This window comes from Methanothrix harundinacea 6Ac (genome assembly GCF_000235565.1).
GTDB lineage: Archaea > Halobacteriota > Methanosarcinia > Methanotrichales > Methanotrichaceae > Methanocrinis > Methanocrinis harundinaceus.
The window spans coordinates 2506952-2528506 of the sequence record NC_017527.1; the positions used below are offsets into that span (position 1 = coordinate 2506952).

Annotated in this window: 18 protein-coding genes and 2 tRNA genes; 9 read left to right on the forward strand and 11 right to left on the reverse strand. The window is 57.9% G+C overall.

Annotation, left to right across the window (positions count from 1 at the left end):
- Positions 1-13: 13 nt before the first annotated feature.
- The 5 genes from MHAR_RS11930 to uppS all read right to left on the reverse strand — a co-directional run bounded on the left by MHAR_RS11930 (position 14) and on the right by uppS (position 3933).
- Positions 14-328, reverse strand: coding sequence for a DUF2551 domain-containing protein (locus tag MHAR_RS11930; RefSeq protein ID WP_014587874.1), 315 nt, complete (start codon positions 326-328; stop codon positions 14-16).
- A gap of 38 nt (positions 329-366) precedes the next feature.
- Entirely contained in the window at positions 367-1461 is a 1095-nt protein-coding gene (locus MHAR_RS11935) for a radical SAM protein (protein WP_048144693.1), read from the reverse strand.
- Between the two features lie 166 nt (positions 1462-1627).
- Entirely contained in the window at positions 1628-2968 is a 1341-nt protein-coding gene (locus MHAR_RS11940) for a signal recognition particle protein Srp54 (protein ID WP_014587876.1), read from the reverse strand.
- A gap of 36 nt (positions 2969-3004) precedes the next feature.
- Positions 3005-3095, reverse strand: a tRNA-Arg gene (locus MHAR_RS11945).
- 28 nt (positions 3096-3123) lie between these two features.
- On the reverse strand, positions 3124-3933 hold the full coding sequence (gene uppS / locus MHAR_RS11950) for a polyprenyl diphosphate synthase (RefSeq protein ID WP_014587877.1): 810 nt from the start codon (positions 3931-3933) through the stop codon (positions 3124-3126).
- Positions 3934-4068: 135 nt separating this feature from the next.
- Here uppS and MHAR_RS11955 point away from each other — a divergent pair.
- From MHAR_RS11955 to MHAR_RS11970, 4 genes are all read left to right on the forward strand, one after another.
- Positions 4069-4142 (forward strand) — tRNA-Val (locus tag MHAR_RS11955).
- Between the two features lie 123 nt (positions 4143-4265).
- Positions 4266-4595 (forward strand): translation initiation factor eIF-1A, encoded by a 330-nt coding sequence (gene eif1A / locus MHAR_RS11960; RefSeq protein WP_228369661.1) that lies wholly within the window; start codon positions 4266-4268, stop codon positions 4593-4595.
- A gap of 2 nt (positions 4596-4597) precedes the next feature.
- Positions 4598-5383 carry a serine protein kinase RIO gene (locus MHAR_RS11965; protein WP_014587879.1) on the forward strand — a complete coding sequence of 262 codons (786 nt, stop codon included), beginning with the start codon at positions 4598-4600 and terminating at the stop codon, positions 5381-5383.
- A gap of 51 nt (positions 5384-5434) precedes the next feature.
- Positions 5435-5968, forward strand: a complete 534-nt coding sequence (locus MHAR_RS11970) for a KH domain-containing protein (protein ID WP_014587880.1) — start codon at positions 5435-5437, stop codon at positions 5966-5968.
- Here MHAR_RS11970 and MHAR_RS12680 read toward each other — a convergent pair whose 3' ends face one another.
- A complete protein-coding gene (locus MHAR_RS12680) occupies positions 5969-6688 on the reverse strand; it encodes a formate dehydrogenase accessory sulfurtransferase FdhD (RefSeq protein WP_014587881.1) in 720 nt (239 codons plus the stop codon). It abuts the gene before it with no gap.
- A gap of 83 nt (positions 6689-6771) precedes the next feature.
- Here MHAR_RS12680 and MHAR_RS11980 point away from each other — a divergent pair, with 83 nt between their 5' ends.
- The gene (locus MHAR_RS11980; protein ID WP_014587882.1) at positions 6772-8388 is read left to right on the forward strand and encodes a site-2 protease family protein; all 1617 of its coding nucleotides are present in this window, start codon (positions 6772-6774) and stop codon (positions 8386-8388) included.
- A 34-nt stretch (positions 8389-8422) separates the two neighbouring features.
- On the opposite strand, the gene MHAR_RS11985 is transcribed toward MHAR_RS11980, so the two are convergent.
- Complete coding sequence (locus MHAR_RS11985; protein ID WP_048145125.1) at positions 8423-9388, reverse strand: hydantoinase/oxoprolinase family protein; 966 nt, start codon at positions 9386-9388, stop codon at positions 8423-8425.
- 80 nt (positions 9389-9468) lie between these two features.
- Here MHAR_RS11985 and MHAR_RS11990 point away from each other — a divergent pair, with 80 nt between their 5' ends.
- Positions 9469-10569, forward strand: a complete 1101-nt coding sequence (locus MHAR_RS11990) for a Coenzyme F420 hydrogenase/dehydrogenase, beta subunit C-terminal domain (protein WP_014587884.1) — start codon at positions 9469-9471, stop codon at positions 10567-10569.
- Positions 10570-10663: 94 nt separating this feature from the next.
- A complete protein-coding gene (locus MHAR_RS11995; protein WP_014587885.1) occupies positions 10664-11830 on the forward strand; it encodes a redox-regulated ATPase YchF in 1167 nt (388 codons plus the stop codon).
- 92 nt (positions 11831-11922) lie between these two features.
- Here MHAR_RS11995 and MHAR_RS13105 read toward each other — a convergent pair whose 3' ends face one another.
- Positions 11923-15450, reverse strand: coding sequence for a metallophosphoesterase (locus MHAR_RS13105; RefSeq protein WP_143763419.1), 3528 nt, complete (start codon positions 15448-15450; stop codon positions 11923-11925).
- 501 nt (positions 15451-15951) lie between these two features.
- On the opposite strand from MHAR_RS13105, the gene MHAR_RS12005 reads away from it, so the two are divergent.
- Together MHAR_RS12005 and MHAR_RS12010 are read left to right on the forward strand one after the other, a co-directional pair.
- A complete protein-coding gene (locus MHAR_RS12005; protein ID WP_228369662.1) occupies positions 15952-16485 on the forward strand; it encodes a flavodoxin family protein in 534 nt (177 codons plus the stop codon).
- Positions 16486-16829: 344 nt separating this feature from the next.
- Complete coding sequence (locus MHAR_RS12010) at positions 16830-17168, forward strand: hypothetical protein (protein WP_143763420.1); 339 nt, start codon at positions 16830-16832, stop codon at positions 17166-17168.
- A gap of 90 nt (positions 17169-17258) precedes the next feature.
- Here MHAR_RS12010 and MHAR_RS12015 read toward each other — a convergent pair whose 3' ends face one another.
- From MHAR_RS12015 to MHAR_RS12025, 3 genes are all read right to left on the reverse strand, one after another.
- Positions 17259-19154 (reverse strand): bifunctional acetyl-CoA hydrolase/transferase family protein/GNAT family N-acetyltransferase, encoded by a 1896-nt coding sequence (locus MHAR_RS12015; protein ID WP_014587888.1) that lies wholly within the window; start codon positions 19152-19154, stop codon positions 17259-17261.
- 47 nt (positions 19155-19201) lie between these two features.
- Entirely contained in the window at positions 19202-20839 is a 1638-nt protein-coding gene (thsA, locus tag MHAR_RS12020; RefSeq protein ID WP_048144698.1) for a thermosome subunit alpha, read from the reverse strand.
- 436 nt (positions 20840-21275) lie between these two features.
- Positions 21276-21524 (reverse strand): hypothetical protein, encoded by a 249-nt coding sequence (locus MHAR_RS12025; RefSeq protein WP_014587890.1) that lies wholly within the window; start codon positions 21522-21524, stop codon positions 21276-21278.
- Positions 21525-21555 lie beyond the last annotated feature (31 nt).

The following is a 21555-nucleotide window of genomic DNA, read 5'->3' on the forward strand; positions in this document are numbered from 1 at the left end:
GAATCGATATGGATCAATAAGTTTCGAGGACCGAGCTGACGATCACCTTGTGGTCGGGCTTGAGGGAGTAGACGTTGTGGTCTCCCGAGACGTCGATGCTGAGGATCCCGAGCCTGGTGTTCATGAGGCCGACCATCGCCGATACGCCCCGATAGCTCACCTCGAACCCCTCCTGGTCGAGATAAGTGTAGACCTCCTCGGTGGTGAAAGACCTGTCATGCAAGAACAGCTTCAGGACAGCCTTCCGGATGCCCATCCCGTCGCGCTTGAGGTAGTTTTTCAGGCGCTCACGGATCTGATCTTCATGTTTTCGAACGCTAGCCTCCATCCTGTAAGCTCACCGCCTCTACGTTTACAGCTTTGGACTTATAAAGGTATTCTCTCCACCACCGGCCCGCCCTCGATCGGGTACCTCTCCTCCAGGGCGAGCTCCCACCCCATCGGCTCGAGCTCCTGGACTATATCCTCCAGGATCCATCCGGCGATCTCGATCCTCCCCTCGGAGATGGAGTACAACTCCTCCGGGACCCCCAATCCCTTCAGCCTCTCGACGGCGGAGGCGAGGCCGAGCCCAGCGATTCCGGCCCCTGCTCCGTCAGCCCCACCGGCCTCGTCGCAGGGCAGGATCACGCCGTAGATGAGAGTCCCGTCCTCGGTTGCGAGGTCGAAGGGGCGGGCCGTCCTCTCCGCCCGCCGCTTCAGCCTTTCTCGGAGCTGGACGGCGTCCTTGAAGGCTGAGGAGCAGTAGTGGACCCGAAGCCCCTCGACTCGAAAGTGCTCTGCTGCAAGCTCGCTCCCAACGGCACCGCAGCCGTAGTCCTGGGATCTGAAGCCCAGCCGTCTCAGAGCCTCTTGGTTCGTCTCGGAGAACTCCAGCTCGTTGAGGTTGAGGAAGGCATCGGCCCTCCGGACGGCCTCGACGATCGCCGGAGCCGGCCCCAAAGCCGGGATCTCGACCCCGGCGAGGAGCCCCAGGGCTTTGGCGTCGAGGAGGGTTTTGTAGAGCCATCCCGGCTCCGACCACTCGGACATTGGGGGATGGAACCTGATCTCGTCGAGGCCGGCCTCGGCCAGATCCCGAAGAGAAGAGGGGCCGGGCTTCGATCCCGTATAGAGGTGGATGTGGTGTTCCTCCCCGAACTCCCCCTTCAGGGCCCGGATCGACTTCAATACAAACTCCATCTTCAGGAGCGGCTCGCCGCCGGTGATCCCCGTCCCCAGGGCGCCGATGGCGTGGGCCTCCTCGATTATCTCGGAGTCGGACTCTGCCCGCCGCTCGTTGGCGTAGGCGATGTCAATCCCTCGCCGCTCCTCTGAAAGGGGGCAGTAGAAGCAGCCCCTATCGCAGACGCCGGTGACGAACAAGACCAGGGATGCGCCCTGGCGGCAGATCCGGCAGCCTGGGGAGAGGTAGCTACTGAAAGAGCCCGTAAACTCCGAGACCCACTCCCGATCGGTCATATCGGGGGCAGAAGCCCCCTCCTCGGTTAAATAGGTTTGGAGCCGCCGTCCCGGAGCCATTTGAAGATCAGCCGCCCCCCGAGGAAGGCGGGGCCGAGAAGCTCCGGCAGAGAGGGAGAAGAGAGGCCGGAGAGAGGGAAAAAGATGAAAGAAAGGAGAGGAGCCGCTACATCCCGCCGCCCATCATGGGGCCGAACTTCTTCATCATCCGCTTCATCCCCATCTTGTTCATCCCCCGCATCCCCTTGAGGGCCTTCTGCATCGCCTTGTGGGACTTTAAGAGCTCCCGGACCAGCTCCGGCGGAGTACCACTGCCCCGGGAGATCCGCTTGATCCGGGAGGCGGTGATGATCTTGGGGTCCTCCAATTCCGCCTCCGTCATGGAGGACATGATCACCCGGTACTTCTCGAGCCGGTCCTTGGTGACCTGGTACTCCTGGTCGGAGAGGTCGAGCCCCATCCCGCCGAGGGGGAGCATCTGCATGATCTGCTTCAGGGGGCCCATCTTGTTGATCGCCTCCATCTGCTTGCACATGTCCTTCAGGGTGAACTTGCCCCGCATCAGGGCCTCGACGTCCACCTCCTCCTCGACCTTCGTCTCCTGGGCCCGCTCGATGAGGGTCTTGATGTCCCCCATCCCCAGGAGGCGGGATATGAACCGGTCGGCCTCGAACCTTTCGAGGTCATTGGGGGTCTCGCCGACCCCGATGAAGGCGACCGAGGAGTTGGTCTCGGCGACGGCGGACATGGCGCCGCCCCCCTTGGCGGTCCCGTCGAGCTTGGTGATGATGACCCCTGTAATTCCAACGGCCTTGTTGAAGGCCTTCGCCTGCTCGCTCGCCTGCTGGCCGAGGGCTGCGTCCATGACCAGGAGCTTGTGGTCGGCGGCGACGACGGCGTCGATATCCATCATCTCCTGGATGAGATCCTTCTCCAGGGCGTGTCTTCCGGCGGTGTCGACGATCACGATGTCGTACTTCCTCGACGCCTCCAGGCCGCGCCTGGCGACGGCGGGGGCGTCGGGGTTCCCCTTCTCGCCGTAGAAGAAGACCCCCTGCTTCTCGCATAACGCCTTCAGCTGGTCGAAGGCGCCGGCCCTGAAGGTGTCAGCGCAGACGACCGCCGAGCGGAGCCCCTTCCTCTGGAAGAAGGTGGCGAGCTTCGCCGCGGTGGTGGTTTTACCACTGCCCTGAAGGCCGACGAGCATGATCGTCTGCTTCTCCAGGGTGACCGGAGAGCTTTTGCCGACGAGGTTGATCAGCTCCTGGTAGACGATGTTGATGACGTGCTCCCTCGGGTTCATCCCCGGGGCGGGCTTCTCGGAGAGGGCCCGGTCCCGGATCCGGTTGGAGAGGTTCATCACCAGCTTGACGTTGACGTCCGCCTGGAGGAGGGCCCGCTGGATCTCCCTCACCGCCTCGTCGACGACCTGCTTATCTATCCTGCTGGCGGAGGCGATCTTCTTCAGCGCCCCCCTCAGCGACCCGCCAAGGCTGTCCAGAACCATTTAGATCAAGCCATCCGGAGATTTGTCCAGAAATAACGTCCCGACCGGGATTCGAACCCGGGTCTGAGGCTCTCTGCGCTGCCCTCGGCTCCGCAGGCCTCTAGGATGTCCACTACCCTATCGGGACCCGATGCCGGGTAGGACGGTTATGGTAATTAAGCCTGTTGATTTGAGGACCCCCGCCCGCGGCAGGCCTGGAAGGTCCTCACCGCCCTCAGAAACTCGATCCTCCCGAACTCGGGCCAGTAGGGGGAGCAGAAGTGGACGGGGGACCGGGAGCCGTTCGCCTGCCAGGGGAGGAAGTTGGAGGTCCTCATCTCTCCGCCGGTCCTGATTATCAGGTCCACCCGGGGCAGGGGAGCCTCCCCCGGGGGGTAGAGGTGGGACGCCACGACGTTCTCGTCGACGTCCCGGGGGTCGAGCCCCCCCTCCCTCACCGCCCCGGCGAGGGAGCGGGCGGCGTCGGCGATCTCGCTCTTTCCGCCGTAGGCGAGGGCGAGGTTGAAGTACATACCGTCGTAGCCCCGGGTCGCCTCCTCCACCTTCCGGATCGCCTCCTGGAGGCGGCCGGGGAGGAGGGCGGTCCTCCCGATGGCCCTCACCCGGATCCGGTTCTTGTGGACCTTCTCCGATCCGGCCAGCTCCAGAAGCTTCCGCTCCACCAGGCGGAAGAGGTAATCCTTCTCCGCCTCGTCCCGGTCGAAGTTCTCGGTGGAGAAGGTGTATACGGAGAGGTGCTTTATCCCCAGCTCCAGACACCAGTCCGCCACCATCTCCGTCGTCTCGGCGCCCCTGCTATGTCCTTCGAAGTTGGGGACGCCCCGCATCCTGGCGTAGCGGCGGTTACCGTCCTGGATTATGGCCACGTGCCCGGGGACTTCGCCCCTCAGAGCCCGCCTCAAGAGGACGTCCCTGTAGAGGGGCCGGAGGAGGCGGGAGGCGAGGGGCCATCGGCAGAGATCCATCTCCATCACCTCATCGAGTTACTATTTAAAAGGTCCTCCTGAAGATAAAGGAACCTCTCCAGAACCCTTTCGCCCCGCCCTCCGGGGGATTTCGAGGAAAAATACTAATAGGCATGGAGTCGTGGGGGAGATTGAGGGCCCGTGGTCTAGGTGGTTATGACATCGCCTTCACACGGCGGGGATCACGCGTTCGAATCGCGTCGGGCCCATCAACTCTTCTGGTCACAAGCTTTAACTATCATATCCTGCCATTAGCACTGCTGAATGAACTTCAGGTTATCCGCCCCCAGATGTCGGATTTGAAGCTTGATTCGTTCCCCAGAGGTGGTATACTGGCAAATTATGCGAGCACAAAACGGAAACGGGATGCCCAAGGTCCGGAGATAGTGACCCGGGTCCGCCTCCCGCGAGCCCACGATCGAGAGGTCTTCGGCTACGTCGAGACCCTCCTAGGCTCCAACAGGCTGAGGGTGAGGTGCCTCGACGGCAAGGAGAGGATGGCGAGGATTCCCGGCAAGATGAAGAAGAGGATATGGATCCGGGAAGGCGACGTGGTCATCGTCGTCCCCTGGGACTTTCAGGACGAGAAGGCCGACGTAGTATGGAGATATACCGGACCTCAGGTTGATTACCTGGAGCGGAAGGGCTTCCTCAAAAGGTAGGCATGACCGAGGAGTCCAAGAAAATCCGCCAGTTCGAGGCGAAGATCGACCTGTTGCGGGAGCGGATCAAAGATTCTGACGACTTTAAGGTCCAGGACGAGGTCTTCGACCGCCGCGCCCTGATGGACCTCTACGCCCTCGCTAGCAGGGGGGTGATCGGCTCCCTCGGGGGGGCGGTCAGCACCGGGAAGGAGGCGAACATCTTCCGCGCCAAGGGCGAAGACGGGTCCGACCTCGCCATAAAAATTTACAGGATCAATACCAGCAACTTCAAGGCGATGCAGAACTACCTCCTGGGAGACCCCCGGTTCGGGTCGATCAAGGGGACGAAGAGGGCGGTCGTCGTCGCCTGGACGAAGAAGGAGTTTCGAAACCTGAAGCGGGCTGAGGAGGTGGGGGTGAGGGTGCCCCATCCCATCGCCATGAGGGAGAACATCCTCGTCATGGAGATGGTGGGCGACGGCGACGCCCCGGCTCCCCAGATCAAGGACGTGGCCCTGGAGCCGGAGGAGGCGAAGCTCGCCCTCGATGAGATATCCGAGTACGTCTCAGTCCTCTACAACAGGGCGAACCTCGTCCACGCCGACCTGAGCGAGTTCAACATCCTCTACCGCCGGGGAGAGCCGGTGATCATCGACATGGGCCAGTCGGTGACCCTGGATCATCCCATGGCCAGGAGCTTTCTGGATAGGGACATATCAAACCTGGCTCGCTTCTTCAAAAAGAGGTACGGGATCGGCTCGGAGGAGGAGATCCGGGAGCGGATACGGGCCGGCCGGGGCGGTTGACTCTTATATCATAAGGACGATGACGGAACGCCTTCGCGGAGGCTGATATTCTTGCACATCAAGATTCCAGCAGATAGAATAGGGGCTCTGGTGGGCCCTTCAGGATCGGTGAAGAGCATGTTCGAGGAGAAGACCGGGGCCACCATCGATATCGATAGCGAGAACGGCGCCGTGGAGATCACCCCCGGGGAGGACCCGATCATGGCGATGCGCCTCGCCGAGGTCGTCCGCGCCATCGGCCGGGGCTTCTCTCCCGAGAGGGCCCTTCCCATCCTGGAGGACGAGCTGTTGATGCTCGACGTCATCGACCTCTCCCGGGCCTTCAACACCAAAAGCGACATGGCCCGGGTAAAGGGGAGGATCATCGGCAAGGACGGGAGGACCCGGGAGATCGCCGAGAAGCTGACCGGCGCCGGGATCTCGGTCTACGGCAAGACGATCGGGATCATAGGAAACCCCGACCAGATCCGGGTGGCCCGGACCGCCATCGAGATGCTGATCGACGGCGCCCCCCACGGCGCTGTCTATGGATACCTGGAGAAGAAGAGCCAGGAGCTCGCCAGGTCCGGGATCGACGACCTCTGATCAGTCCGGGGTGACCCTATCCCGGCCGGTGTAGACGTTCATCCTACCCTGGCGGGCGAAGCCCACCAGGGTCATCCCCCAATCTTCCGCCATCTCGACGGCGAGGGTGGTGACCGCCCCCTTGGAGGCGACGATCGGGACGCCGAAGCGGGAGGCCTTCTCGACGGTCTTTCCCGTGATCCTCCCGGAGGTGACGGCGTAGCACCGCCCCAGATCGACGCCTGCGAGGATGGCCCATCCGAAGATCTTTTCGAGGGTGTTGAGCCTTCCGAAGTCCTCGGCGGTCGCCAGGATCTCCTCTCCGGAGCAGAGGGAGGAGGTGTGGGTCCCGCCCGTCTTCTCATAGAGTTGCGACGCCAGGGTGGACTCGAGGTTAGCGAGGATCCATCCGGCCCTGACGGCCCCCACCGGCCCGGCCGCCGCTCCCGGCCCCCCGGGGAGGAACCTTCGCGAAGGACGGGCGGCCGCAGCCCCCGTCGACGCCTCCGCCCTACCCCCCTCCACCGAGAGGCGCAAGATCTCAGAGCCGTCCTCTATCAGGCCCCGGTATCGGAGGTGGCCCGCCACAAACTCCTTCTCCTGGGAAGGGGTGATGGTGGCCCGGCCGATGAGGACGCCGTTCGCGAAGATCTCGAGCTCGACCTCTTTGGGCATCCGTTCCTCGACCTCGAAGGCCTCGCCTCCATCGAACCTCAGGGCCCTGAAGGGCTGGTACTTCACGGCCGAGAATCTGCCATGAGGTTATATATCTCTTGCCGGGATGAAAGGGACCACACGAAAACCGGATCTCGGAGGACGAACCCTTGGACCTGAACCTGGAGCTGAACCTTTACGACTGGCTTTTTTTGGGGATCCTCGCCCTCAACCTCCACTGGATCCTCGCCCTCAGGCTGAGCAAGCGAGAGAAGGTCTCAGGGCTGAAGATCGGCAACTGGGGCCCTGTAATCATGATCAGGACGACGAGGTGGCTCTCCCTCATCGACCGGCTGAGCAGGCCAGAGAGGCTCTGGAAGCTCTCCATAACCGCCGGGATACCCCTCGTCGTCCTGGGGATGCTCTTCTTCCTGGTCCTCTTCCTCCGGACGACCCTGACGGTGATGATGACCCCGCCGGAGCCCTCCGTCTACACCGCCCCGAGGAACGTCCTTCTGATACCGGGGATAAACCAGTTCATCCCCTGGTTTGCCTGGATCGCCCTCTTCGTCACGATGGCGGTCCACGAGTTCGCCCACGGTATCCTCTGCAGGGCGGAGGGGATCCGGGTGAAGTCGATGGGGATCGCCCTCCTCGGAGCTCCCGTCGCCGCCTTCGTCGAGCCCGACGAGGAGGAGCTCTTCGGCTCCGACGGTCGGAGGGCGAAGGCCTCCCGGGCGGCCCGGGTCAGGATCCTCTCCGCCGGGGTCGTGGCGAACTTCGTCGTGGCAGCCGTGGCTCTGGCCCTCTTCTTCGGGCCGGTGATCGGGGCGATCGCCCCCCTGGAGAGGGTGGTGGTGGTGGACGTCGTCCCCGGCTCCGACGCCGACCTCGCCGGCTTTGAGAGGCAGATGATCCTCCAGGAGGTGGAAGGGGTCCGGATCGACGACATCGGGGGGCTCGTGGCGATGGGGACCGATAAAAAGAGGATGAGCCTCCTCCGGGGGGAGGATCTGGTGGAGATGGACCTGGAGGGGCCCTTCCGGGGGGGTGTCGTCGTCTCTTACGTCTTCGAAGGCTCGGCGGCCGACGAGGCGGGGATCGCTCCGGGTTTCGCCATCTCGGAGATCGATGGCGTCTCGACCCCGGACTGGGAGGCCTTCAGGGCCGTCATGAACTCCACCCGGGAGGGGCAGACCGTCACCCTGGGGACGAACCGGGGGGAGCATTCCGTCAACCTCACGGCGAACCCCGACGGCTCGGGGACGGGGTTCATCGGGATCATCTTCTCCCCGACGAGGGCGGTCTACATCGACGGCGCCACCCTCCAGGAGTTCCCGGCGGGACCCTTCCTCGCGGAGCTGAAGAATATGCCCCGATCCGGCATCGGTGGGATGATCTCCCTCCTCGGCCTCCCCTTCTCGGGGATCCGGGGCTTCACGGAGATGGGCTTTCCCGGCTTTGTCGGATGGATCACCCACCTCTTTGAGCCGACCGGCTGGGCGGAGCCCCTCGGCGGGAAGATCTTCTGGATCGCGAACCTCCTCTTCTGGGTGGGGCTGATCAACCTCTACGCCGGCCTCTTCAACTGCCTCCCGGCGGTCCCCCTGGACGGGGGGCACATCTTTCGGGATTTGCTGCACATGGGGTTTGCGGCGGTCTTCAAGAGCGAGGCCAGGGCGGAGAGGATGACCAGAGCGGTGGTGGCGTTTATGGCCTGGCTGATCTTCTCGTCCCTCCTCTTCATCATCCTCGCCCCCTACATCGCCCACGGATTTGGGGGATGAAACGCCCCACCCCCCTCCTTGGGGTGGTGGAACGCTATCGTCCCCCTAGCTCAACCTCCAGGAGACGGGCGACGGCATAGGCGGGGAAGACCTCCGAGACCGCCGAGCCGTACCTCTCCGAGAGGCGGATCACCTCGAGGCCGAGGGACCGGGCCGCCTCCCTGATCAGCCCCTCGCCGATCCCGGCGGCGGCGACGAGATTGAGGCTGTGCTCCTCCGCCAACCGGCGGATCCCCCCCTTCAGAAGCTCGAGCTGACGGGCCCTAGCCTGGCGGGCTATCGCCTCGACCCCTTCGGGGCCGATCTCCCCGGGATCGGCGCAGACGGTCCGGGCGAGCCTCCGTTCGGCTGATTCTCGATCCTTTCCGCCGCCGTCGGGGGTCTCGACGGCGTACTCCCCCTCGGCGATATCGCCCAGGAGGAGGTGGGCGTCGGCGGCTATCGCAAAGAGCTCGGCAGAGAGGGGGACCCTCTCTCCGTCGACCTCCACCGCCCCGAGGAGGGCGGCGAGGTTCGTCCTGAGGAGCCCCATATAGATCAGCTCCCCCCGGGCGAGCCTCAAAAAGTCGGTCTTCGCCGCCCTCGGTCCCCCCTTTATGGGTATCAGGTCGGTGGTGGTCGATCCCATGTCGACGAAGAGGCAGTCTCCGACCTCCTCGGCTACGAGGGCGGCCGAGGCGGACCAGTTGGCGGCGGCTAGATCGGCCAGATCGCGCCAATTGAAGCCCGATACTCCCCAGAAGCGGACGGGGCAGGAGAAGGACCTCTCGACGGCCCCCTTTATGAAGAGGATCCCGGACCTCTTCTCCGGGAAGGAGTCGGCGAGCTCCCCCGTCATGACGACCCCGACCGCCTCCGGCCTCGCCTCCGCCGATAAGCGGCGGAGGAGGGGCTCGAGGGGTGCCCCCTTCCAGAGGGGGAGGTACTCGATTATCGTGAACGAACCGTCGGAGCTGGCGGCTTTGGTGTTCGCTCCGCCGACGTCGAGGCCGAGGATCATGACCATCGAGGGCCCGAGATACCATAAAAGCTTTAGGCTAATCGGCCGTCACCTAGCCACTGGCTTTTGGAGAGATGATCATGGCTGCCAAGGAGAAGTATCCCGAGCCCACCTATCTGGAGTACGGATTTGGGGAGCTGGAACACGACGTCATCAAGAAGGAGCTCTGCTGCTACTGCGGAAACTGCATCGCCTTCTGCCCCAAGATCGATAGAGAGGGGAACAGACCGGAGCTCGTCGATTACGACCCGCTCTGCGGCCTCTGCTACGCCTACTGTCCCCGGACGATGCTGGACATGCCGGGGATGGCGAAGAGGGTCTTCGGGAGGGAGAGGCGGGAGGACGAGCCTCTCGGTATCTACCGGAAGGCGGCCTCCGCCCGGGCGGTAAAGGCCGGGGCGAGGGCCCAGGACGGCGGGGTCGCGACCGCCCTCCTGATTGGGGCCCTGGAGGCCGGGATCATCGACTGCGCCGTCGTCACCGAGAGGGACGATAAGTGGAGGGGCCTTCCGAAGGTGGCGACGACGGCCGAGGAGATCGCCGCCGCCGCCGGGACGAAGTACACCATCACCCCCAGCGTCACCGGGGTCCAGATGGCCATGGACCAGGGCTTCAAGAAGATCGGCTTTGTCGGAACGCCGTGCCAGATCCAGGCCCTGAGGAAGGTCCAGCTCCTGGAGGAGCCCTACCAGTTCGGCCAGGAGAAGATAGCCCTCCTGGTGGGGCTCTTCTGCATGGAGAACTTCGAGCACGAGCTCCTCTTCCCCCACCTCGTCGAGGGGAAGTTCGGGTTCAAGGCCGAAGAGGTCGATAAGTTCGAGGTCCAGAAGGGGATGTTCCGGGTCCTCTCCGGCGATATGGTCAAAGAGGTCCCCCTGGAGGAGACCGACGACTACGTCTGGAAGGGGTGCGGCCCCTGCTTCGACTTCGCCGCGGAGCTCGCCGACGTCTCCGTCGGGTCCGTCGGGTCGAAGGCGGGCTGGTCGACGGTCCTCACCAGGACCGACCTAGGCGCCAAGGTCTACGAATCCGCCCTGGCGGCGGGATCAATCGAGGAGGCGGCCGCCTCCGAGAAGGGGCTCGCCCTCGCCGGAAGGCTCGCCAAGTCGAAGGAGGAGCGGTTCACCTCCAAGACGGCGGAGCTCCTCGGCCGGGGCGTTCCCGTCAACATCCGGAGATGAAGAGAGCCCGAATGACGGCGGCCGATAGATAAGCAGCAGAGAGCAGATTCGATAGCAGCAGATAACCAGGTCCGATATAACAGGAGGCGATCCGATGTTGTCAGTGGGGCTCGCGGGAAAGCCCAACGCCGGGAAGTCCACCTTCTTCAAGGCGGCGACCCTCGCCGAGGTGGAGATAGCAAACTACCCCTTCACCACCATAGATGCGAACCACGGGGTCTCGTACGTCCGGGTCCCCTGCCCCTGCCGCGAGCTCGCGACGGAGTGCGGCAGGTGCCGGGACGGGGTGAGGTACGTCCCCGTGGAGCTGATCGACGTGGCGGGGCTCGTCCCCGACGCCCATCTCGGCAAGGGCCTCGGTAACGAGTTCCTCGACAGCCTCCGGGTCGCCGAGGCGGTCATCCACGTCCTGGACGCCTCCGGCTCCGCCGACGCGGAGGGTAATCCCGTCGGCGTAGGAAACCACGACCCCCTGACGGATGTCGAGTTTCTCAAGCGCGAGATCGGGATGTGGCTCTTCGGCATCTTAAACCGCAACTGGGAAAGGCTGATGAGGCGGGTCCGGGCCGAGAACATCAAGATCGAGCCCCTGATCACCGAGCAGCTCGCCGGCGCCGGGGTCGCCGATCACCACGTCCGCTGGGCCCTCGCGACGATGAAGAGCGACCCGACGAAGTGGGGAGACGACGAGATGAAGAAGTTCGCGGGGCTGCTGCGGGACGCCTCCAAGCCCATGATCATCGCCGCGAACAAGGTGGACGTCGCCCCCCCCGAGTTCGTCGCCCGCCTGAAGGCGTTGGACGAGATCGTCGTCCCGACGAGCGCCGCCGCCGAGGTCGCCCTGCGGATGGCGGACAAAAGCGGCGCGATCCGGTACCGACCGGGGGACCCGGACTTTGAGATGGTAAAAGACCTCTCCGGACCCCAGAAGGCGGGCCTGGAGAAGATCCGGGGGATCCTCAAGGCGGCCGGCGGGACCGGGGTCCAGGAGTGCCTCGACCGGGCGGTCTTCGAGCTTCTCGAATACATACCCGTCTTCCCGGTGGAGGACGAGGGGAAGTGGACGGATCGAAACGGGGTCGTCCTCCCGGACGCCTACCTGATGAAGAAGGGCTCGACGACGAAGGACCTCGCCTACCGGATCCACACCGACATCGGGGAGAGCTTCCTCTTCGCCCTGGACGGGCGGTCAAAGAGGAGGCTCGGGGAGAAGCACGAGCTGAAGGCGGGGGACGTGATAAAGATCGTGTCGACGAAATGAAGTGTGGGGAGTGGAGGGGCCGGACCGACAGAGCTTTTCTTAAGAGATCCTGCCCATTTTCTATCTATTGGGCAGTTAAAGACTGAAGAGGTTCAGAACCTAATTTCATAATACGTTCTTTTCTCGTTAGCGGATTCTGATGGCCAAACAGCCCAACCATCCCAGGCACCGCCTTTCCGTTGCCTGCAGCGTGTATGAATCCTGATCACCCTGTGATCCCTTGATATTTCTAACAGACTGTAAAGACGGGGTGTTGATTCGGGTCGCTCACATACCGGAGCGCCAAAAGAGCCAGTACCAGAGACGTAGACTCTTTTTGGATGAAGATAATTAATTATCTCGGTTTCATCTTCGTGGACATGGCCATGAAGACAAACTCTAATTCCGTTTTCACGCAGTTGCTCCAAAAATGCATCATCCTTGATTTTGTCATTCCCTGTAACGGGATGATGCCATACAGCGATTTTCAAGACTGATTTATTGCTTGAAAAGGATCTTATCATTCTGTCGGCATTCTCCAGACCGCGAGCTAGAGTACCTTGATTAATGCTAGATCTCTTAGGGAAGTACTCATCTATTTCCCAGCATGAATTCAACGCAATGAATTGAATACCGTCGTCAAAAAAGGGGATAGAAATACACTGATCTTTGAATTCCAGTGGATACTCCTTCTGAACTAGTGGATGATAGAAGTTTTCAGAGAAGCTTCTGAAACGGGATGGGTATCTTTCTTCGTTCCTTATGAGGTAGCCATCTCCTTGTCGAATCCATCGGCCATTTGCCAATTTTTCTGTATCAATTAAACGCCTATTGATCCAATTATATACATCTTCATCCCAGTCAAGATCGTGGTTTCCAGGAACTATTATGCAACGCTCAGCTGTTAGACCGAAGCGCATAATAAGACTAGAGATGAATTGTCTAGCATTTTCAAATTCTTCTGGCTTTCCATGATTTGTTAAGTCACCTGACACGACCAGATAATCCAATTTTTCAAATCCAAGAGATTCTTTCAAGTTATTCAGATCGGTGGCTATCGGTTGAAATTGAGACATTGGATCTGTCTTGAAGTCAAAATGTAAATCGCTTAGATGCAAAAGCCACAACGATTCAAGAGAGGTTTGGGACGCATCCGTTTTTTTGAAAGTTACTTTGACTTCTTCGATAATTTTATCCTTCTTTTCTCGAATTTCAGTTTTCAACGCCCATGTCTTTCTCTCTAAGTCGGGATCAATTTCTCTCGCTTTGATCGCGCCTTCACTAATGGTAGTGCGAACATCACACTCAGGGCAACCGATATCTGTATTACCATTTGAAATTCGCCTTCTTATAGATTCTTCTGAAAAGTGATAACTGCATTTACAAGTAATCTCAATCCGTTCTTGAATTTCTATGCCGTATTGCCTTAGATGACTTTCAACAAAACTTATAAAAAGGTCTCGCATCTCTTGTGGGGTTCGATCTTCGAAATATACATCCAAATGAGCAAAGCCGCTACCGCGATCGATTTTGCGCAAACCACAAGCGCCCTTTCCAGCAATTTCAAATTCTGCACGATCTTCCCAAAAACGAGAGCGTCCAAAACGTTCGCTAATAGCCAACCATGCAACTAAAGACGAGTAGATATTATCGATCGCTCCAGAGAAATCATAATAAAGAGATATGGAGTGGGAAACAGACCCCACCCTGTCAGTTACTGTTGGTTTAAATAATGTGGGAAATATGAGAAGACCTTCATGTTGTAAACAAATTCCATGCTCAATAAGGAGCTGTACTACGCACTCTAAAATAACGCGCTCTTCAAGCCTAGGTAATCTATCCTCCTCTTTGATGCCGGGGAACGACATTCTTGGTGATACTAAAATCTGCTCTTCTATAGCTGGCACTCCGCGCGGATTATTCCTAGCTGCAATGATCAAAGATCCGGCATAACGCTCTATTTCCCCGATATGGAGAATAATCATTCGTTCTCCAATAGCAGTTTCAGTATCAGAAACAACTCCTTGCAGCGACAAATGTCTTAAAACAGTATCTAGCGCTTCGATTTCGAATTTAAGCGGGTATTTTTTGCGGATGCTTTTTGAGAGATCCGGAAATGAAATTACAGCCTTGCCCCGACCTTTCAAATTCTCTACCTCATCACGGATGATTTGGAAGAATTCAGGACGACTGCTTTCTGACGACGCGTCCCAGTTTATATTCTTAGATATTGCTGCTCGTAGCTCAGATATCCCTCGTCCAGTTCTCGAGCTTATTGGATAATATCCTTCAAAATCGCAACTCTTAATTAGTCTCTCCAATTCGACTTCATCAATGATTGTGCTCTCGTCATCTAGTTTGGTACCAACAAGGATCTTGGTGGCTTTATTACCACTTAATTGCTTATCAAGTCTCTTATTCCATTCTTCGACTTCTTTAAATGCATTTTGTCCTCTTGTTGGATCGAATAAGATTAGCGCTAATGTAACATCATGTAGAAATATTTGGTGAACAAGTCGGTATTCATTTTGTCCGCCCATATCCCAGATAACTACATCTCTCTTCTTTCCAGGCGGCGTTACGGCAACTGGATCTAATTGTTCTGGCAGTAAAGTCCAAAATCGAGTTCCATGAGTTGTTTCTAACTCTTCATAACGATCTTCTGATAACCGCAACGATAAGCACGATTTTCCAGCGTTGCTTTCACCTACAAATACGATCTTTGCACTTGAATAATGTATCGTTTTAATAGCAGAAGGTATTCTGCTAAGTTCGTCAAAATCCAAATCCCATATATTTATTACTTTGCCACCATCTACAACGGCTGCTAACATGGGAAATTTCGGGTTAAATGCGATAAGTGATCGGAACTTACCCGAAGACAACTCCCTAATAATTGCAACAGTTTCCCATTTATCGCAGCTCCACAGCCTTATCGTGTTATCGAGAGACATCGAAGCAAGAAACTTGCTATCAAAAGAAAAAGATATGCTGACGATAGCATCTGTGTGTCCTTCTAATGTACGAAAATATTTGCCAATGTATACTTCCTCAGCTTCGCGCTCATAGATAGGGCTTAAATTGTGGCGTTTGATTAGATTTGTTTTTATTTGAGTTTCGAATAGGTCTATGGTATTAGAATCAAACAGATTGGATGCGAATATACTACTATTTGAGGAATAAGCATAATTAATTATCATCGATTTTCCATGATGTCTAACAAAATTATAAAATCTTTTTAGATCTGGAATATACTTATAATTAAATTCGTATTCGTTGATTGCTTTAACTGACACCCGACCTAGGATGCCAGAAAAATCTGAATTTGAATTAACTTCACAACTAATGAAAGGCGAATCCAATAAGAATAGCGCTTCATCCACTTTACATTCGGTGTTCCAAGGAGTCCATTCATGGATCTGATCAGGAAGAGCATCCTTTGCAGAGTCAGCTACCTCGTTATCCACGTCCCAAATCTTAATTTTTCCGATATCTAATTCTGCTGCAAGTTGTGTTCCATGCGGGGACCACGAGATTCGGTCGATTTTTTTCCCGGCGGATAATTTTCTTCGTAATTTGATTCCGGCAGGGATTTTATATGTCATTATCTTAAAGTCCTCATTTGTACTTCTCTTGAGCACCGTAGTATATGATTAGGTCCGCTATAAAATTGTCGATCCTTTGCCGCCAAAAGCCAAATAAGAAATTCAGAAAAATTTTCCTTCCCTTGATCTAGAGATCACTCCTTGACCGTTGCATCCCCTCATCAGCAGAAATCTGCTGATCGGATCGACGAAGGTTACTGCCTCGATTAGCCTCAGGTCGTCCTCCCCCTAGGAGAAATTTCGATAGATCCGCCTCACTGGTCCTCTTCCTTCGCCAACGTGACAACCCCTCCGCCCTTCGCCGCCTTCACCGATCCGCCCCTTCACACCCGCCCGCACCCCCCGCGCCTCCTCCCTCGGCCACCCCTAGCGATCCCTGCCCCCCGCGATCGCGGAGGCGCACTATTTTGCCGGCCGACGCATTATTCGCTATTTTTGAGCAACAGTTATTATTAAATATCATACCGTCAAAAACTTCAGAACCGACTCTGAGCGCGATTAGATCATGGGAGGGATTAAGCCACGAAAGCTATAGGAATCGTAGGAAGTCCCCGGAAGGGCGGCAACGTCGATCGCCTCGTCCAGGAGGTCCTGGACGGGGCCGAGGAGGCGGGCTTCCAGACCGAGAAGTACATCCTCAACGAGCTGAACTACTCCGGCTGCCAGGGGTGCAACCACTGCAAGACCGCCGATGAGTGCAGGATCGATGACGACATCTCGGGGCTTCTGGAGGATATAAGGGAGGCCGACGCCGTCGTCTTCGGCTCGCCGATATACTTCTACCTATTTTCCGGGCAGTTCAAGCTGATGCAGGACCGGTTTTACTCCTTCATCGACTCGGGTTTCCGCTCTCGCCTTGCGCCGGGAAAGAAGGCGGTCATCGTCACCAGCCAGGGGCATCCGGACATCTCCGCCTTCGAGAAGGCCGCCGACGACTTCGCCGGGATCCTGAAGCTTCTGGGCTTTGAGGTCGTCGAGATCATCCGGATGGGTGGAGGCGGCGCCCCGGACGCGGTCCTTGCGAGAAGAGACCTCCTGGATAAGGCGAGGGCCGCAGGAAGGGCCCTCTGAAGGGACTGAAGAGACTGATTGGGCTGAAAAAGAAGAGGATGGATTTGCGGCCTTGAGGGCGGCGGTATGGAGGAAGCGGAGGCAGCAGGGCGCGGTCGTCGGGGTACGGCGGGCCGGGGTGGGGGGAGCGCCCCCGAAGCCATCGGACGGCGCCGCCCGCCGCAGGCCGAGATCGCGGCGGAGCTCGATTGGCCCCGGTCCTGGTCTCTGTCCTGGTTTCTGTTCAGCCGCTCCAGACCTGGGGGAGGGGGGCTGCGGCCCCCTCGCCGATCCCAGAGATCATCCCTTCACCATCTCAAAAAATACGATCATCTTTATGATTATGCAGATCCGACGGATTCAATATGTCAATTTTGAAGATAATCGGCCGCGAGGGTCGCCTGATATGGGACGATCTTCCCGTATCCCTGAAATACTGGATGATAGAGCGGGAGAGACCGGACGGCGGAGAAGAGAGCTGGCACGGCAGAGCGATCATCTCTCAGACGGACCTGCGTGCCATGATGGAGGTGCAGGCGAAGTCAAGGCCGATCCCGATAAACGAGCCGATCTTCGCAGAGTTTCGTAAGGGAAAAGAGGTCTACAGGGGAGAGATCCTGACATCCTCATCTCCCGATCCCGTCGACTCCAATCCTCTGATCGATTTTCGAGGCGTCGGCAGGCTTGAGCAGAAAGACCGGTGATCCTCAATCCTCGATCCTCGGCCTCTGTCCCGAGCCGATCTTGTCGCGGATGAGGAGAAGATGAGATGAGGAGACGATGAGAAGAGGAGGCTAACCCTCAAGATCTCTGAACTTCATCCGCATCTCATAGACCCCGTCTTCGCTCCTCTTCTCGGTATCGAACCCCATCTTTTTAAAGAGGTTCAGCATCGGCTCGTTCTCGACCAGGACCTCGGCGGTAAATCCCAGTAGCCCCCGCCCCCGGGCCAGACGGGTGAGATAAGTGAGGAGGTCGTGGCCTACGCCCATATTCTGGTACTCGTCCTTCACCACAAGGGCGACCTCGCCGTTATGCATCTTATCATTTATCTCATACTGTCCGATCGCGGCGATGGTCTCTCTGCTATCACCCTCGACCACCGCCAGGATCATCATGCGGTTGGCATAATCGACTATCCCGAACTCCTGCAGCCGCTCATGAGGCATGTCCATCCTGACGGACATGAACCTGCGGTACATGCTGTCATTGGAAAGATCATAGAAAAAATCTTTCATCAAAGGCTCATCCCCCATCTTGACGGGCCGGAGGAGGACCTTGAGCCCGGTCCTCGTCGTCCTGAACGTCTCCAGAGCCGCTGGGTATACCCCATTCACCCCGGGCACGAAGGCCTGATCTTTGTAGATGAGGAGGCGCTTCTTCGCCTCTTCGACGAGCCACGATCTGAACTTGGGATGGGCGATGGCGATCAGATCCATGGCCCGTTCCCTGATATTCTTGCCGTGAAGATATGCTATCCCGTACTCGGTCACTACATAGTGGACATCCCCGCGCGTAAGCGTCACGCCCGTCCCCTCCCGGAGAGACGGCACTATCCTGGAGATGGTGTCGTTGACGGCCGTCGATGGGAGGGCCAGGATGCTCTTGCCTCCCGGCGCAAGGGCGGCGCCCCTCATGAAATCCGCCTGCCCCCCGACGCCGAAGTAGAAGGTCCCGGCGAGGGATTCAGCGGTGACCTGGCCGGTCAGATCTATCTCTATGGCGCTGTTGATGGCGGTCATCAACTTGTTCTTCGCGATGATCAACGGGCTGTTCACATAATCGATCGTCTTGAACTCGATGGCAGGATTCTCATCCAGAAACTCGTAGCTCTCCTTCTTGCCCATGCAATAGGAGGCCACAGTCTTGCCGGTGTCGATGGACTTCAAAGTGTTATCAACGACGCCCTTCTTCATCAGATCGATGATCCCGTCGCTCAAGAGCTCGGTGTGCACACCAAGATGCTTCTTCTCATCCAGGTATGAGACGACGGCGTTGGGTATGATGCCGTATCCGACCTGTAATGTGGAACCATCTTCAACTATCCGGGCGACATACTTTCCAATCAATTTGATGATCTCCCCCGGATCTTCTACCTCGTACTCCAGCAACGGTTCATCCCGATGAATGATGAAATGCACATCTTTTATATTTATGAATCCGTCGCCCTGAGTCCGGGGCATATGAGAGTTGATCTGGGCGACGATCAATGACGCCTTCTGGGTCGCGGCCTTTACGATATCCACGCTTATACCCAGGCTCATATAGCCGTGCTTATCGGGAGGAGACGTCTGTATTAACGCTACGTCTATCGGTATAATCTCCCTTCGGATCAGGCCAGGAACGGCAGAAAGAGATACCGGCGTGTAGTCTGCAGCTCCCCGGTTGATCGCGTTTCGCGTCCCTTCGCTGATGAAGAACGAGTCGATCCGGAAGTTATCACGGAACTTTTCGTCTATGTAGGGGGCGGTTCCCAGGGTCCAGACGTGAATGAGCTCGATGCCGAAAAAGGCTTTGGGGCTCCGGCTCACAAAGTCCACCAGCGCCTGAACCAGGTGCTGGGGTTCGCCGCAGCCCGTGCCTATGAAGATCTTATCGCCAGCGTGTATATGGCTGAATATCTCTTCTTCGGGTGCGAACTTCTCCGGCCAGCTCTCCTTTAAGAACTCCAACAGATCGCTTCTATCCATTTCCCTGCTTTCCTTCTTTGTTGCGGAAGATGGATGGGGGGTGGGACTTATTCGAAGTCCTCTCCACCCATACCGCCCATGCCACCGGGCATTTCCCCCATCCCTCCTGGCCCAGACTTGGATGCGATGACGTCATCGATCCGGAGGATCATGACAGCGGCCTCAGTCGCTGAGTTGATCGCCTGGGTCTTGACTCTGATCGGCTCAAGGACGCCCTGTTTCAGCATGTCGACGGGCTCGCCGGTCTCCATATTCAGGCCTGAGTTCTTCATCCCCGTCTCGTGGGCGCTGCGGAGCGCCATGAGAGAATCGATCTGGTCCAAACCTGCGTTCTCGGCCAGGGTCTTGGGAATGATCTCCATCGCATCGGCGAAGGACTCGATCGCCAGCTGCTCGCGCCCTCCTACGGTGGATGCGAACGCCCGAAGCCGGAGAGCCAGATCCACCTCGGGAGCACCGCCCCCGGGAACCAGCAATTTATCCTCCAAAGCGACGCCCACAACCCGCAGCGCGTCCTCCATCGCCCGGTCCAGCTCATCGACGACGTGCTCAGTTCCACCGCGCAAGATGATGGATACGGACTTGGGGTTCTCGCAACCTTCAACGAAGGTCATCTTCTCGTCGCTGACCTTCCTCTCCTCAACCAGGCCCGCCCTCCCGAGGTCGTCTTTGTCGATATCGTGGATGCTGGTGATGACCTTTCCGCCTGTAGCGCGTGCGAGCTTCTCCATGTCGCTCTTCTTGACGCGGCGGACGGTGTAGATCCCGGCCCTGGCCAGGAAATGCTGGGCGAGATCATCTATCCCCTTCTGGACGAAGAGGACGTTGGCTCCAGAGGCGACGATATTATCGACCATGCCCTTGAGCGTCGTCTCTTCCTGGTCCAGGAACGCCTGGAGCTGGTTTGGAGAAGTTATCTGAATCTTGGCATCGATCTCTGTCTTCTCGATCTCCACGGCTGCGTTGATGAGGGCAATCCTGGCGTCGGTGACCGACTTCGGCATGCTCGGCTGGAGCCTCTCTTTATCGATGACCACCCCCCTCACGAGCACCGAGTCTGTAATGCCGCCGCCGACCTTCTTCTCCACGGTGATATTGTCGGTATCGACGGTCCCGTCTTCGTCTACAACCGACCTGACCGCTTCGACGGCCATAACTGCTAACTCATCCCGGGCCGATTGAGAGCCCTTACCGGTCATGGCCGTGACGGCTATCTTCCTCAGAAGATCCTCATCTTCTGCAGAGGCGATTACAGCTAGACCCTTGAGAATTTCCATGGACTTTTCGGCCGCCGCTCTGTAGCCTGCCGCGATCACCGTTGGATGAATCTCCTCCTCCAGCAAACCCTCCGCTTGCTTGAGCAGCTCTCCTGCCAGCACAACGGCGGTGGTGGTGCCGTCCCCCACTTCCTGATCCTGGGTTTTGGCGATCTCCACCATCATCTTGGCTGCAGGATGCTCAATGTCCATCTCTTTGAGGATGGTGACGCCGTCGTTGGTGATAACAACGTCTCCAAGGGTGTCCACCAGCATTTTGTCCATGCCCTTGGGACCTAGAGTGGTCCTTACAGCGCCAGAAACCGCCTTGGCCGCCATGATATTCGATCTCTGTGCGTCTCTACCAGCAGTCCGTCGACTGCCTTCTCTGAGAATGTATATGGGTGTGCCACCGAATTGTCCAGCCATGATTTGCCTCAATTACGATACCAATTTAAGAACTACTGATTGTTTGAACTTCTATATAAAACAAATCCTTGAATTGAGCGAATCCCGTTAAAATGATGGCAAAAGTCCTGAGGACGCCTCCCAAGATCTATCAGGGGTTGAAGAACTCGAACAGGATCGCGACTATGGTGGTCCTCTAATTTGGCTCGGGTGATGCGACTGACCATCGGAATGGACGCTTCCATCATGGTTCCAAAGCTTGCCTGATCGCCGATTTCCATCATCGAAATCCCGCGACAACTCTCATTATAGCAGACTATATAGAATTGCGGCAACTCACCTGGCAACAGGTGCCGCTGGGTATCCGATGAAAATAAGGATGATATCAAAAAGAATGATATCTAATATATTAAAATTTTTAATATAGGGAGTGGGGGAGCCTCCCGACCTACCCGCTTCAATAAATCGCGTTCTGGTAGAGGAGGACAGCCCAGAGGGCGCCGAGGGCTCCAATCGCCGCCGCCGACCGCCGGAGGCCCAGGTCGTAGTAGGTGATCCCCACCGCCACCATGATCCCGACGTTCATCAAGGCGGTGGCGGGCTCGATCGCCCCGGTCCTGTTTACATAGCCGCTCCAAACCTGGGGAAGGAGGGCGAAGACCCCCATCACCGATCCCAGGGTCAATATCAGGTCATGCCGCTTCAACGCCGTAATCTTCCTTTCGACTCCAAAGCTG

What these genes read in the sequence shown, in the direction of transcription:
- uppS (WP_014587877.1), bottom strand. Translation starts at nt 3,933, where the DNA reads ATGGATCTCTGCCGATGGCCCCTCGCCTCCCGCCTCCTCCGGCCCCTC.
- MHAR_RS12010 (WP_143763420.1), top strand. Translation starts at nt 16,830, where the DNA reads ATGTCAATTTTGAAGATAATCGGCCGCGAGGGTCGCCTGATATGGGAC.
- MHAR_RS11990 (WP_014587884.1), top strand. Translation starts at nt 9,469, where the DNA reads ATGGCTGCCAAGGAGAAGTATCCCGAGCCCACCTATCTGGAGTACGGA.
- MHAR_RS11935 (WP_048144693.1), bottom strand. Translation starts at nt 1,461, where the DNA reads ATGACCGATCGGGAGTGGGTCTCGGAGTTTACGGGCTCTTTCAGTAGC.
- MHAR_RS11965 (WP_014587879.1), top strand. Translation starts at nt 4,598, where the DNA reads ATGACCGAGGAGTCCAAGAAAATCCGCCAGTTCGAGGCGAAGATCGAC.
- MHAR_RS11985 (WP_048145125.1), bottom strand. Translation starts at nt 9,388, where the DNA reads ATGATCCTCGGCCTCGACGTCGGCGGAGCGAACACCAAAGCCGCCAGC.
- MHAR_RS11930 (WP_014587874.1), bottom strand. Translation starts at nt 328, where the DNA reads ATGGAGGCTAGCGTTCGAAAACATGAAGATCAGATCCGTGAGCGCCTG.
- thsA (WP_048144698.1), bottom strand. Translation starts at nt 20,839, where the DNA reads ATGGCTGGACAATTCGGTGGCACACCCATATACATTCTCAGAGAAGGC.
- MHAR_RS11940 (WP_014587876.1), bottom strand. Translation starts at nt 2,968, where the DNA reads ATGGTTCTGGACAGCCTTGGCGGGTCGCTGAGGGGGGCGCTGAAGAAG.
- MHAR_RS12015 (WP_014587888.1), bottom strand. Translation starts at nt 19,154, where the DNA reads ATGGATAGAAGCGATCTGTTGGAGTTCTTAAAGGAGAGCTGGCCGGAG.
- MHAR_RS11995 (WP_014587885.1), top strand. Translation starts at nt 10,664, where the DNA reads ATGTTGTCAGTGGGGCTCGCGGGAAAGCCCAACGCCGGGAAGTCCACC.